The sequence below is a fragment of the Klebsiella sp. MPUS7 genome (genome assembly GCF_009905335.1).
Classification (GTDB): Bacteria; Pseudomonadota; Gammaproteobacteria; order Enterobacterales; family Enterobacteriaceae; genus Klebsiella; species Klebsiella grimontii.
Genome location: NZ_CP047604.1, coordinates 941495 through 954275 on the forward strand (window position 1 = coordinate 941495; position 12781 = coordinate 954275).

General features: G+C 56.7%; 10 protein-coding genes. 6 read left to right on the top strand and 4 right to left on the bottom strand.

What is annotated here, in order from left to right:
- The first annotated feature begins 543 nt into the window (after positions 1-543).
- Both aas and lplT read left to right on the top strand, forming a co-directional pair.
- Positions 544-2703 (top strand): bifunctional acyl-ACP--phospholipid O-acyltransferase/long-chain-fatty-acid--ACP ligase, encoded by a 2160-nt coding sequence (aas, locus tag GUC22_RS04525; protein WP_024358552.1) that lies wholly within the window; start codon positions 544-546, stop codon positions 2701-2703.
- A complete protein-coding gene (gene lplT / locus GUC22_RS04530; RefSeq protein ID WP_024358551.1) occupies positions 2696-3889 on the top strand; it encodes a lysophospholipid transporter LplT in 1194 nt (397 codons plus the stop codon). The genes aas and lplT overlap by 8 nt, the downstream gene beginning before the upstream one ends.
- Before the next feature lie 204 nt (positions 3890-4093).
- Here the strand turns inward: lplT and GUC22_RS04535 are convergent, their stop codons facing one another.
- The 4 genes from GUC22_RS04535 to mutH form a co-directional block, all read right to left on the bottom strand.
- On the bottom strand, positions 4094-5134 hold the full coding sequence (locus GUC22_RS04535) for an NADP(H)-dependent aldo-keto reductase (protein WP_024358550.1): 1041 nt from the start codon (positions 5132-5134) through the stop codon (positions 4094-4096).
- A gap of 236 nt (positions 5135-5370) precedes the next feature.
- Positions 5371-5589, bottom strand: coding sequence for a YgdI/YgdR family lipoprotein (locus GUC22_RS04540; RefSeq protein ID WP_004105255.1), 219 nt, complete (start codon positions 5587-5589; stop codon positions 5371-5373).
- A gap of 124 nt (positions 5590-5713) precedes the next feature.
- On the bottom strand, positions 5714-6427 hold the full coding sequence (locus GUC22_RS04545; RefSeq protein ID WP_004132983.1) for a TerC family protein: 714 nt from the start codon (positions 6425-6427) through the stop codon (positions 5714-5716).
- Positions 6428-6512: 85 nt separating this feature from the next.
- A complete protein-coding gene (gene mutH, locus GUC22_RS04550) occupies positions 6513-7205 on the bottom strand; it encodes a DNA mismatch repair endonuclease MutH (protein ID WP_142476539.1) in 693 nt (230 codons plus the stop codon).
- Positions 7206-7887: 682 nt separating this feature from the next.
- On the opposite strand from mutH, the gene rppH reads away from it, so the two are divergent.
- The 4 genes from rppH (at position 7888) to thyA (ending at position 12581) form a co-directional block, all read left to right on the top strand.
- Positions 7888-8418 carry an RNA pyrophosphohydrolase gene (rppH, locus tag GUC22_RS04555; RefSeq protein WP_004124593.1) on the top strand — a complete coding sequence of 177 codons (531 nt, stop codon included), beginning with the start codon at positions 7888-7890 and terminating at the stop codon, positions 8416-8418.
- A gap of 12 nt (positions 8419-8430) precedes the next feature.
- The gene (ptsP, locus tag GUC22_RS04560; protein ID WP_160183359.1) at positions 8431-10677 is read left to right on the top strand and encodes a phosphoenolpyruvate--protein phosphotransferase; all 2247 of its coding nucleotides are present in this window, start codon (positions 8431-8433) and stop codon (positions 10675-10677) included.
- Between the two features lie 227 nt (positions 10678-10904).
- A complete protein-coding gene (gene lgt, locus GUC22_RS04565) occupies positions 10905-11780 on the top strand; it encodes a prolipoprotein diacylglyceryl transferase (RefSeq protein ID WP_004124587.1) in 876 nt (291 codons plus the stop codon).
- Between the two features lie 6 nt (positions 11781-11786).
- On the top strand, positions 11787-12581 hold the full coding sequence (thyA, locus tag GUC22_RS04570; protein WP_131930505.1) for a thymidylate synthase: 795 nt from the start codon (positions 11787-11789) through the stop codon (positions 12579-12581).
- Positions 12582-12781: the final 200 nt, after the last annotated feature.

Below are 12781 nucleotides of genomic sequence, written 5' to 3' on the forward strand. Positions count from 1 at the left end.
TGGGTTCATGCAATTGTGACGCAGATTAGCGTTGCGGGTGAAATAGTTACCCACAGGCGAGCGGAGAATGATTCCGGGAAACGACAATTCACACCTTTGCTTACACTTTGCGATTGGCTGTTGCGAATGTTCGCTGGTTTACCCATTCATTGCATTGATACTCTGGCTATCCCAGAGGTATTGATAGGTGGAGTCAACTTCAGGTTGACCACTTAATTACACCAGCCTGCGCAGATGCGCAGGTTTTTTTTTGCCCGCCGTTGGCCATTGTTACAGTTCGCGAAAAAAGTAATAACTGGTTGCACTTAGGCTCATTCACTTGCGTTTTATGGCTGGCGCCAGCGGCGGAAAAAACGAGACAATCAGGATCCCAGAGGTATTGATTGGTGAGTTTTTTAAGTACGCTTTTCGTACTGATTATCTTGCACCGACCTGCGCGGATGCGCAGGTTTTTTTTGTCCTGAATTCCGCTCCTCCTGGTGCATTTTCCGCCCCTTCTCATGTAACCTGCTTTGACTGATTAACCGGTCAAACGGAGTTGTTATGCTTTTGGGATTTTTTAGACTGCTTTTCAAAGGATTGTATCGGGTAAGGCTTACCGGTGACACGCAGGCGTTGTACCAGCAAAAGGTACTGATCACCCCAAACCATGTCTCTTTTATTGACGGCGTACTGCTGGCGCTTTTCCTGCCGGTGCGCCCGGTCTTCGCGGTCTATTCCTCAATCAGCGATCGCTGGTTTATGCGCGCGCTAAAGCCGATTATTGATTTTGTGCCGCTGGACCCGACCAAACCGATGTCGATAAAGCATCTGGTCCGCCTGATTGAGCAGGGGCGTCCGGTGGTGATTTTCCCGGAAGGGCGAATCTCGGTGAGCGGTTCACTGATGAAAATTTACGACGGCGCCGCCTTTGTGGCGGCGAAGTCACAGGCGACTATTGTGCCGCTGAGAATCGAAGGCGCTGAATTAACTCCCTTCAGCCGCCTGAAAGGGCTGGTCAAACGCCGTCTGTTCCCGCGCATTCAGCTGCACCTGCTGCCGCCGACGCATCTGCCAATGCCCGATGCGCCTCGCGCCCGCGAGCGGCGTAAAATTGCCGGTGAAATGCTGCATCAGATCATGATGGAAGCGCGGATGGCGGTGCGCCCGCGCGAAACGCTGTATGAGTCGCTGCTGGCGGCCCAGGACCGCTTCGGCGCGCGCAAAAACTGCGTGGAAGATATCAATTTTCAGCCGGACACCTACCGTAAGCTGCTGACCAAAACCCTCTTCGTGGCGCGCATTCTGGAAAAATACAGCGCCCAGGGCGAAAAAATCGGCCTGATGTTGCCGAACGCCGGAATTAGCGCGGCGGTGATTTTCGGCGCGATTGCCCGCGGGCGGATCCCAGCGATGATGAACTATACCGCCGGGGTCAAAGGCCTGAGCAGCGCCATTACCGCCGCGGAAATCAAAACCATCTTTACCTCACGCACCTTCCTCGATAAAGGCAAACTCTGGCACCTGCCGGAGCAGCTGACCCAGGTGCGCTGGGTGTTCCTCGAAGATTTAAAAGGCGACGTCACCGCCGGCGATAAGCTGTGGATTTTTGCTCACCTGATGATGCCGAAGCTGGCTCAGGTTAAGCAGCAGCCGGAAGACGCGGCGATGATCCTCTTTACCTCCGGCTCGGAAGGCAATCCGAAAGGGGTGGTGCATAGCCATAAAAGCCTGCTGGCCAACGTCGAACAAATTAAAACCATTGCCGACTTTACCGCGAATGACCGCTTTATGTCGGCGCTGCCGCTGTTTCACTCCTTTGGCCTGACGGTTGGCCTACTGACGCCGCTGTTTACCGGCGCGGAAGTGTTCCTCTATCCCAGCCCGCTGCATTATCGCGTGGTGCCGGAGCTGGTGTACGACCGAAACTGTACCGTGCTGTTCGGCACCTCCACCTTCCTTGCCAACTACGCCCGCTTCGCAAATCCGTATGATTTTTACCGCCTGCGCTACGTTGTCGCCGGGGCGGAGAAGCTGCAGGAGAGCACGAAGCAGATCTGGCAGGACAAGTTTGGTCTGCGCATTCTTGAAGGCTACGGCGTCACCGAATGCGCGCCGGTAGTCTCGATCAACGTGCCGATGGCGGCGAAAGTGGGCACCGTTGGCCGCATTCTGCCGGGGATGGATGCGCGTCTGCTGGCGATGCCGGGAATTGAAGAAGGGGGCCGTTTGCAGCTTAAAGGGCCAAACATTATGAACGGCTATCTGCGGGTGGAAAATCCTGGGGTACTGGAAGCGCCAGCGGCGGAAAATCAGCACGGCGAAGTTGAGGCCGGCTGGTACGACACCGGAGATATCGTCAGCTTTGACGAGCAGGGCTACGTGCGGATTCAGGGCCGCGCGAAGCGCTTTGCCAAAATCGCCGGTGAAATGGTGTCGCTGGAGATGGTCGAACAGGTGGCGCTGGCGGTTTCGCCGGACAAAATGCACGCTACGGCGATTAAACAGGATGCCAGCAAAGGCGAGGCGCTGGTGCTGTTTACTACCGATAATGAACTGAATCGTGAAAAACTGCTGCGCTATGCCCGTGAACACGGCGTACCGGAGCTGGCGGTACCGCGCGACATTCGCTGGCTCAAGCAGCTCCCGGTTCTGGGCAGCGGCAAGCCGGACTTTGTCACCCTTAAAGGCATGGTTGAACAGACGGAAGATTCGGATGAGTGAGTCAGTACACACTAACGGTTCGCTGTATTCGAAAGGGATGATGGCGGTTATCTGCGCCCAGTTTCTTTCGGCGTTTGGCGATAACGCGCTGCTGTTCGCTACCCTGGCGCTGATGAAGCAGCTGTTCTATCCGGAGTGGAGCCAGCCGGTATTACAGATGTTGTTTGTGGGCGCTTACATTCTCTTCGCGCCGTTTGTCGGACAGTTTGCCGATAGCTTTGCCAAAGGGCGGGTAATGATGGCGGCTAACGGCCTGAAGCTGGTCGGCGCGGGCTGTATCTGCTTCGGCGTGAATCCGTTTATTGGCTATACGCTGGTGGGTATCGGCGCCGCCGCCTATTCTCCGGCTAAATACGGCATTCTCGGCGAGCTGACCACCGGCGATAAGTTAGTGAAAGCGAACGGCCTGATGGAGTCATCGACCATTGCGGCGATCCTGCTCGGCTCAATGGCGGGCGGTATCCTCGCCGACTGGCACGTCGTGGCGGCGCTCAGCGTCTGCGCGGTGGTGTACGCCGGGGCGGTGGTCGCCAACCTGTGGATCCCGAAGCTGCCGGCGGCTCGCCCCGGACAGTCGTGGCGCTTCAGGCCGATGACCCACAGCTTCTTTAGCGCCTGTACGACGCTATGGCGCAACGGTGAGACGCGCTTTTCGTTAGTCGGCACCAGCCTGTTCTGGGGGGCGGGCGTGACGCTGCGCTTTCTGCTGGTGCTGTGGGTCCCGGTGGCGCTGGGCATTACCAGCAACGCCATGCCGACTTACCTTAACGCGATGGTGGCGGTGGGGATCGTACTGGGGGCCGGCGCGGCGGCGAAGCTGGTGACGCTGGAAACGGTGTCGCGCTGTATGCCTGCCGGGATATTGATTGGCGTGGCGGTTATCTTTTTCGCCATCCAGCAGGCGCTGCTGCCGGCGTTTGCTCTGCTGCTGCTGCTCGGGGCGTTCGGGGGCTTCTTTATCGTGCCGCTGAACGCGCTGCTTCAGGAGCGCGGCAAACATACGGTCGGTGCGGGCAACGCTATCGCGGTGCAAAACCTCGGTGAAAACGTGGCGATGCTGCTGATGCTGGGCCTCTATTCGCTGGCGGTGAGCATCGGCATTCCTGTCGTCGGCGTGGGGATTGGCTTTGGTACGGTGTTTGCTCTGGCGATCGCCGCCCTGTGGATTTGGGGACGGCGTAAATAATCTCCCGGAGGCGGCGCGTTGCGCCTGCCCGGGCTACAAAACCGCACGAACGTGTAGCCCGGACAGATGCGCAGCATCGCCTCCGGGAAAGCGGCCAGCGCGGTTGCGCAATTTCGTCGCCCGGGTACGGGAAATATCCCCGGCTAAGCGCAGAGGGAGTAGCCCGGATAAGGCGTTAGCCGCAATCCGGGCACTTTTACGGCCTTACGGCGCCGGGTAGGTATAAACCTGATGCACCGCTTCAATCTCGGCTAAAACCTCTGCGCTCAGATCCAGATGCAGGCTTTCGACATTGGTCTTAAGCTGCTCCATGGTCGTTGCGCCGAGCAGGGTGCTGGCGACAAAAGGCTGACGACGCACGAAGGCCAGCGCCATCTGCGCCGGATCAAGATTGTGCCGCCTGGCGATATCGACATAGGCCGCCACTGCTTTTTGCGTTTGCTCGCCGCTGTAGCGCGTAAAACGGCTGAACAGCGTATTGCGCGCGCCCGCCGGTTTCGCGCCGTTGAGGTATTTCCCGGTCAGCGTACCGAACGCCAGACAGGAATAGGCCAGCAGCTCAACGCCCTCATACTGGCTGACTTCCGCCAGCCCCACTTCATAGCTGCGGTTCACCAGGCTGTACGGGTTCTGAATCGTCACGATGCGCGGCAGATCGTGCTTATCCGCCAGATGGAGATAGCGCATCACGCCAAACGCCGTTTCGTTGGAGACGCCAATATAGCGAATCTTACCGGCGCGCTGGAATTCGGCCAGCGCGTCCAGCGTATCCAGCAGGGTGACGACCGGCGCGGAATCGGCCCAGGTGTAGCCCAGCTTGCCGAAACAGTTGGTCGGGCGCTGCGGCCAGTGGACCTGATAGAGGTCGAGATAATCGGTCTGCAGACGCTTCAGGCTGTCGTGCAGAGCATCGCGGATGTTTTTGCGATCCAGCTTGTGGTCAGGACGAATGCTGCTGTCGTTATTGCGGGCAGGGCCGCTGACTTTAGAGGCGACAACCAGCTTTTCGCGATTGCCGCGCTTCGCCAGCCAGTTGCCGACGTAGGTTTCCGTCAGGCCCTGGGTTTCCGGGCGCGGCGGGACGGGATACATTTCAGCGACATCAATCAGGTTAATGCCCTGACTAACCGCGTAATCGAGCTGCTCGTGCGCGTCTGCCTCGCTATTCTGCTCACCAAACGTCATTGTGCCCAGCCCCAGCGTGCTGATCTCAAGAGAACTGTGTGGGATACGGTGATACTGCATAGCCGGCTTCCTTTTTTTATCAACAAGGTCAGGCGTTCCCCGACAAAGGAATATAAAAATGGCAGAGGGGGAGAAAAAGGGGAAGTAAAAAATCAAAAAAGCCGGGTTGACGCGCTCCGGCCCGCTTAATCCTGGCGGGCAGATCCGGTATGTCCCGACTCTTTTCTTAAATCTGAAGAATAATGAAAGCTGCTCAACCCGGCGATAAAGGAGACATCGCTGCCTGTCGGCGGGTCTTAACGTTTAATAATCTGCGAAACGTCGTCACGATTGATCTGCATTTTATTACCCTGCTGATCTTCGTAGCTGATAAGGCCGGTATCGTCATCTATGGCGGGCTTACCGTCGGTCAGAATCATGCGACCATCTTTGGTTGCCATGACGTAATCGCTGCTGCAACCGGAAACCGAGAACGCCAGTCCTACGGCGGAAATCAATACTGCCCATTTTTTCATCGTTATCACCCCTATTATAGCCGCACCTCGTACCAGTATATTAATAGCCTGATTTATGAGACATAAAAAGCAGTTAAGTCTTAAAAAAGGATTGCAGCCCGTTTCAGGGCTGCATTTTAGCGGGCTACAGCGGATTTTTTTTATTGCGCAGCAGGTTGAGACTTTCAACCGCAATCGAAAAGAACATCGCGAAATAGATGTAGCCTTTCGGCACGTGCACGTCGAAACTTTCGAGCATCAGCGTGAAGCCGACGAGGATCAAAAACGACAGCGCCAGCATTTTCACCGACGGATGGCGGTCAACAAAATCGCCTATCGGACGGGCGGCGACCATCATCACCAGCACCGCGATGACCACTGCCGCCATCATGATAAACAGATGGTCTGATAGCCCGACGGCGGTGATCACCGAATCAAGACTGAAAATAATATCCAGCAGCATAATCTGCACGATGGCGCCCATAAAGGAATGGACGTTGGTTTTCAGCCCTTCTTCTTCACCTTCGATCGATTCGTGAATCTCTTTACTCGCCTTCCAGATCAGGAACAGCCCGCCCAGCAGGAGGATCAGATCGCGAAACGAGATCTCCTGGCCTAGCACGGTAAAGAGCGGATTAGTGAGCTTGACGACCCACGCGATTGACGCCAGCAGCGCCAGACGCATGATCATCGCACCCATTAGCCCAATGCGGCGAGCGTGAGCCCGTTGCGCCGTGGGCAGCTTAGCGACCACCAGAGAGAGGAAAATAATATTATCGATCCCGAGCACTATCTCCAGCAGCGTCAGCGTACCAAGCGCCAGCCAGGCGTTAGGATCGGTTACCCATGCAAATAACATCGTTCAAAGTCCTGCAAAATAGAAAGATGCGATTATATGCAACCGTCACGACAGAACAAAAAAATAATCATCTGCAGGCCGTTATTTAGGAGGAGAGAAGAAAATGGCGGGCCAGCAGGGCGGCGGTAAAGTTTTTCTTCAGGTAGAAACCGCGCGGTAAGGTGAGGATCGGCTCGCCGCGGGCGCCTACGGCCTCGGTCAGCGCTTTGCTGTTTGCCGCTTTCGGGCGCAGCTGCAGCACTTCGCCGTGGCGGGCGGTAATGCGTTCGACCTGGCCAAGCACGATCAGATCCATCAGCTCTTCCCAGTCCATCCGCAGTTGGCGATCTTCTTCTTCGCTGGGGCTCCACAGCAGCGGAGCGCCGACGCGGCGATCGGCCAAAGGGATCATACGCTCGCCCTCTACCGGCACCCACAGCACGCGCTTGAGCTTATGGCGCACGTGGCTGCTCTCCCAGGTCACGCCGCTGTTGCCGGTGAGCGGCGCGACGCAGACGAAGGTGGTTTCCAGCGGGCGGCCTGAAGAATCGATGGGGATCGTTTTCAGCTCGACGCCGAGGGCGGCGAAATCCTGCTCCGGCTTGCTGCCTGCGCTGGCGCCCAGCCATATCTCCAGCAGAATGCCGATCCAGCCTTTATCGCGTTTTAAATCGCGCGGAATCGGAATCCCGGCAAGCTGGGCCAGTTCACCCAGCGAATAGCCTGCCAGCTGCTGCGCCTGAGCCAGAAGCTGCTCCTGGCTTTGCGGAGGGGATAAGAGCGGCGCGATGGTCGGCATAACGTAAAACCTCTGACTAAAAAGTGAGCAGTAATTTCATCCGTTGTGGATAGAGTTTACCTTTTCTTGAGTAAGTATGACAATTTGATGATTCGTATGACTTTTTTTTCGTTTTTTTGCCGCGGTGAAAATGGTGAAACGGGGTTTTCCAGAACTGGTCACCGACAATGAACAGGATCTTACACCCTGTTATCCACAGAAAAATGGGATAACTGGGGAAAAGCCCCACTACTGTTTCCATTTACAGCCTTGACGTGAGAGGAAAATCGAGTTTTTAGACAAAATATGCCCAGCTCGCTTGCGTAATCTGTGGATAAAACCAACATTGCTCGATCTTTCATCAGTTCCAGGATCGCTTATGTGATGATCATCACGTTATACTGTGAATTATGAAATTTAAACATGCTAACATAATGAAAATTAGGTCATTATTATTAAGGGTTATGACTACGCCGTTCGGATGATTCCGGGTTTTCCCTGGTTAATTCCATACTTCTTCACAACTCTATCCACAGAAAAAGTGAATAAAATCGTCCGGGTATGGCTTTCGCTGTTTATAACTCTGGGTATTACTGTGAGTTATTCAAATGTTATTCGAACTCATCGCTCTCACAGAGTGGTTTACCGTTTCCAGCGAGTGTGAAACAATCATTCACATTGAAGCTTATTTTGAGGTAGTCCGGTGATTGATGACGATGGCTACCGCCCAAATGTCGGTATTGTAATCTGTAATCGCCAGGGCCAGGTTATGTGGGCCAGGCGCTATGGTCAGCACTCGTGGCAGTTCCCGCAAGGGGGCATAAATCCAGGAGAATCAGCAGAGCAGGCGATGTATCGGGAATTGTTCGAAGAAGTGGGGTTAAGCCGTAAAGATGTGCGGATCCTTGCTTCAACCCGTAACTGGTTGCGTTACAAATTGCCTAAACGTTTGGTGCGTTGGGACACAAAGCCGGTATGTATCGGCCAGAAACAGAAGTGGTTTCTCCTGCAATTGATCGGCAGCGATGCGGATGTCAATATGCAAACCAGCAGTACACCTGAGTTTGATGGCTGGCGATGGGTAAGCTACTGGTACCCGGTGCGCCAGGTGGTGTCGTTTAAGCGCGACGTATACCGCAGGGTGATGAAAGAGTTCGCCAGCGTCACAATGGCGCTGGCGGAAAGCACGCCTAAGCCGCAAAGCGCGCCTGCATATCGACGTAAAAGAGGTTAAGCCACGCACATTATGCTCACTCGGTTGCGAGAAATAGTCGAGAAGGTCGCGAGTGCGCCGCGTTTAAACGAGGCGCTGGATATCCTGGTCACCGATATCTGCGCCGCGATGGAGACGGAAGTCTGTTCGGTTTATCTGGCTGACAATGACCGACGCTGTTATTACCTGATGGCGACGCGCGGGTTGAAAAAGCCCCGCGGGCGCATCGTTGCGCTCGCTTTTGACGAAGGTCTGGTGGGGCTGGTGGGCCGCCTGGCGGAACCCATTAACCTCGCCGACGCGCAAAAGCACCCCAGCTTTAAATACATTCCCGCAGTAAAAGAGGGCCGTTTTCGCGCCTTCCTCGGCGTGCCGATTATCCAGCGGCGTCAGCTGCTCGGCGTGCTGGTCGTACAGCAGCGCGAACTGCGCCAGTTTGACGAAAGCGAAGAGTCATTTCTGGTCACCCTGGCTACGCAAATCGCCGGCATTCTCTCTCAGTCCCAGCTAAACGCGCTGTTTGGTCAATATCGTCAGACCCGCATCCGCGCGCTGCCCGCTTCGTCAGGCGTGGCGATTGCCGAAGGCTGGATGGACGTCAGCCTGCCGCTGATGGAGCAGGTGTATGAAGCCTCGACGCTCGATACCGCTTCCGAGCGCGAGCGGCTGACTGGCGCGCTGGAAGAGGCGGCGAACGAATTTCGCCGCTACAGCAAGCGCTACGCTGCCGGCGCGCAAAAAGAGACGGCGGCCATCTTTGACCTCTATTCGCACCTGCTTTCCGACGCGCGTCTGCGCCGCGAACTGTTCGCCGAAGTCGATAAAGGCGCGGTGGCCGAATGGGCGGTGAAGAAGATTATCGAGAAGTTTGCCGAACAGTTTGCCGCGCTCAGCGACGGCTATCTGAAAGAGCGCGCGGGCGATCTGCGCACGCTGGGCCAGCGGCTGCTTTTCCATCTTGATGATAGTATTCAGGGGCCAAACACCTGGCCGGCGCGTATCGTACTGGTGGCGGATGAACTGTCGGCCACCACCTTAGCGGAGGTTCCTCAGGATCGTTTAGCCGGCGTGGTGGTGCGCGATGGCGCGGCCAACTCGCATGCCGCGATTATGGTGCGCGCGCTGGGGATCCCGACGGTAATGGGCGCGGATATTCAGCCTTCGCTGCTGCACGGGCATACCCTGATTGTCGACGGCTATCGCGGCGAGCTATTGGTCGACCCGGAGCCGGTGCTGCTGCAAGAGTATCAGCGCCTGATCAGCGAAGAGAACGAGCTTAGTCGCCTGGCTGAGGACGATCTTGAACGCGCTTCTGAACTGAAAAGCGGCGAGCGGGTAAAAGTGATGCTCAACGCGGGCCTCAGCCCTGAGCACGAAGAAAAGCTCGGCAATTTCGTCGACGGTATCGGCCTTTACCGTACCGAAATCCCCTTTATGCTGCAAAGCGGCTTCCCGTCTGAAGAGGAGCAGGTTGCCCAGTATCAGGGCATGCTGCAGATGTTCAACGAGAAATCGGTCACCCTGCGCACGCTGGATATCGGGGCGGATAAACAGCTGCCGTATATGCCGATCAGCGAAGAGAATCCGTGCCTTGGCTGGCGCGGAATTCGGATCACGCTCGATCAGCCGGAGATCTTTCTGGTGCAGGTCCGCGCGATGCTGCGCGCCAACGCGGCGACCGGAAACCTCAGTATCCTGCTGCCGATGGTCACCAGTCTCGATGAAGTGGATGAGGCCCGTCGCCTGATCGATCGCGCCAGCCGCGAAGTGGAAGAGATGATCGGCTACGCCATTCCCCGTCCGCGTCTCGGCGTGATGCTGGAAGTGCCGTCGATGGTGTTTATGCTGCCGCAGCTGGCGAATCGCGTCGATTTTATCTCCGTTGGCACCAACGACCTGACCCAGTACATTCTGGCGGTGGATCGCAACAATACCCGGGTCGCCAGTATGTACGACAGCCTGCATCCGGGCGTTTTGCGGGCGCTGGCGATGATTGCCCGCGACGCCGAGCGTTTTGGTATCGACCTGCGCCTGTGCGGCGAAATGGCGGGCGATCCGATGTGCGTGACGATCCTGATCGGGATGGGCTATCGCCATCTGTCGATGAACGGTCGTTCGGTGGCGAGGGTGAAATATCTGCTGCGGCGTATCGATATTAATGAGGCTCAGGAGCTTTCCCAACGTAGCCTGGACGCGCAGATGACCGCCGAAGTGCGCCATCAGGTCGCGGCTTTTATGGAGCGACGCGGACTCGGCGGCCTGATTCGCGGCGGCCGGTAGCGGAGTCTACAGTTTGCGGGTTGGGTAGCCCGGACAGGCGCAGCGCGCCGCCTCCGGGAATGCTCAGCCGCGTATTCGCATTCGTATACATATCTTTTACATGTCCGGCGCGGATCGCCCTTCGCGCTTATGCTATCATTCGCAGCTTTTGGAGCGCCCGTTTCAAACGCGCGCGAACGATCCCCGCTGTCCACTTTCGGCGGAATAACAAGTGTTTATGGTGACAGATGAATAGTGGCTACCTGCATTTTCCGGAGTTTGATCCGGTAATTTTTTCCATTGGACCGGTCTCCCTCCACTGGTACGGCCTGATGTACCTGGTCGGGTTTATTTTTGCGATGTGGCTGGCCACCCGTCGGGCCAATCGTCCGGGCAGCGGCTGGACAAAAAACGAAGTGGAAAACCTGCTGTACGCCGGCTTCCTCGGGGTTTTCCTCGGCGGGCGTCTTGGCTATGTCTTCTTCTACAACCTGCCGGTGTTCCTCGACGATCCGCTCTATCTGTTCCGCGTCTGGGACGGCGGTATGTCCTTCCACGGCGGCCTGATCGGCGTGATTCTGGTGATGATCATTTTCGCCAAACGCACCAAGCGCACCTTCTTCCAGGTTTCCGACTTCATTGCGCCGCTGATTCCGTTTGGCCTCGGCGCCGGGCGTCTGGGCAACTTTATTAACGGCGAACTGTGGGGCCGCGTCGATCCGAACTTCCACTACACCATGATTTTCCCCGGCTCTCGGGCGGAAGATCTGGCGCTGCTGCCGTCGCATCCTGAGTGGCAATCGCTGTTCGATACCTACGGCGCGCTGCCGCGTCACGCTTCGCAGCTCTATGAGCTGGCGCTGGAAGGCGTCGTGCTGTTCCTGATCCTGAACCTGTTTATCCGCAAGCCGCGTCCGGCCGGTTCGGTTTCCGGTCTGTTCCTGATTGGCTACGGTTTGTTCCGCATCATCGTGGAGTTCTTCCGCCAGCCCGATGCGCAGTTCACCGGCGGCTGGGTACAGTACATCAGCATGGGGCAGATTCTTTCGATCCCGATGGTGCTTGCGGGTATCATCATGATGGTCTGGGCGTACCGTTGTCGTCCGCAGCAACAAAATTCTTGAGGAACCATGAAACAGTATCTTGATTTGATGCAGAAAGTGCTCGACGAGGGCACGCAAAAAAATGACCGCACCGGTACCGGCACCGTCTCTATCTTCGGCCACCAGATGCGTTTTAACCTGCAGGAAGGATTCCCGTTGGTGACGACCAAGCGCTGTCATTTACGCTCCATCATCCATGAACTGCTGTGGTTCCTGCAGGGTGACACCAACGTGGCGTATCTGCACGAAAACAACGTCACCATCTGGGACGAGTGGGCGGATGAAAACGGCGATCTGGGGCCGGTCTACGGCAAGCAGTGGCGTTCCTGGCCCGCGCCGGACGGCAGTCATATCGACCAGATTAGCACGGTGATGGAACAACTGAAAAACGACCCGGATTCGCGTCGGATTATCGTCTCGGCATGGAACGTCGGCGAGCTGAACAAAATGGCGCTGGCCCCGTGCCACGCGTTCTTCCAGTTCTACGTCGCCGACGGCAAGCTCTCCTGCCAGCTCTATCAGCGCTCGTGCGACGTGTTCCTCGGCCTGCCGTTTAATATCGCCAGCTACGCGCTGCTGGTACATATGGTGGCGCAGCAGTGCGACCTCGAAGTGGGCGACTTTGTCTGGACCGGCGGCGACACGCACCTGTACAGCAACCACATGAAGCAGACGCACCTGCAGCTGAGCCGCGAACCGCGCGCGCTGCCGAAGCTGGTCATCAAACGCAAGCCGGCTTCGATTTTCGACTACCGTTTTGAAGACTTCGAAATCGAAGGCTACGACCCGCACCCGGGGATTAAAGCGCCAGTGGCGATTTAACCCGGAAGTGACGACGAAAACCGGCGCCTGCGAGCGCCGGTTTTTTTATGCGCCAGCCAGGCCAAACGGTGCGGTAACCCACTGCCAGACGGCGTTTTTGCGAGCAGGTTTCCTGCGTCTCTGCAACCCGTTGCAATACCATAAATACTCTCCGAAGCGCGACGCAAACCCGTATTTTACCGTTCGAATAAAGCCTCAAT

What these genes read in the sequence shown, in the direction of transcription:
- GUC22_RS04545 (WP_004132983.1), bottom strand. Translation starts at nt 6,427, where the DNA reads ATGTTATTTGCATGGGTAACCGATCCTAACGCCTGGCTGGCGCTTGGT.
- mutH (WP_142476539.1), bottom strand. Translation starts at nt 7,205, where the DNA reads ATGCCGACCATCGCGCCGCTCTTATCCCCTCCGCAAAGCCAGGAGCAG.
- lplT (WP_024358551.1), top strand. Translation starts at nt 2,696, where the DNA reads ATGAGTGAGTCAGTACACACTAACGGTTCGCTGTATTCGAAAGGGATG.
- GUC22_RS04540 (WP_004105255.1), bottom strand. Translation starts at nt 5,589, where the DNA reads ATGAAAAAATGGGCAGTATTGATTTCCGCCGTAGGACTGGCGTTCTCG.
- aas (WP_024358552.1), top strand. Translation starts at nt 544, where the DNA reads ATGCTTTTGGGATTTTTTAGACTGCTTTTCAAAGGATTGTATCGGGTA.
- lgt (WP_004124587.1), top strand. Translation starts at nt 10,905, where the DNA reads ATGAATAGTGGCTACCTGCATTTTCCGGAGTTTGATCCGGTAATTTTT.
- thyA (WP_131930505.1), top strand. Translation starts at nt 11,787, where the DNA reads ATGAAACAGTATCTTGATTTGATGCAGAAAGTGCTCGACGAGGGCACG.
- GUC22_RS04535 (WP_024358550.1), bottom strand. Translation starts at nt 5,134, where the DNA reads ATGCAGTATCACCGTATCCCACACAGTTCTCTTGAGATCAGCACGCTG.
- ptsP (WP_160183359.1), top strand. Translation starts at nt 8,431, where the DNA reads ATGCTCACTCGGTTGCGAGAAATAGTCGAGAAGGTCGCGAGTGCGCCG.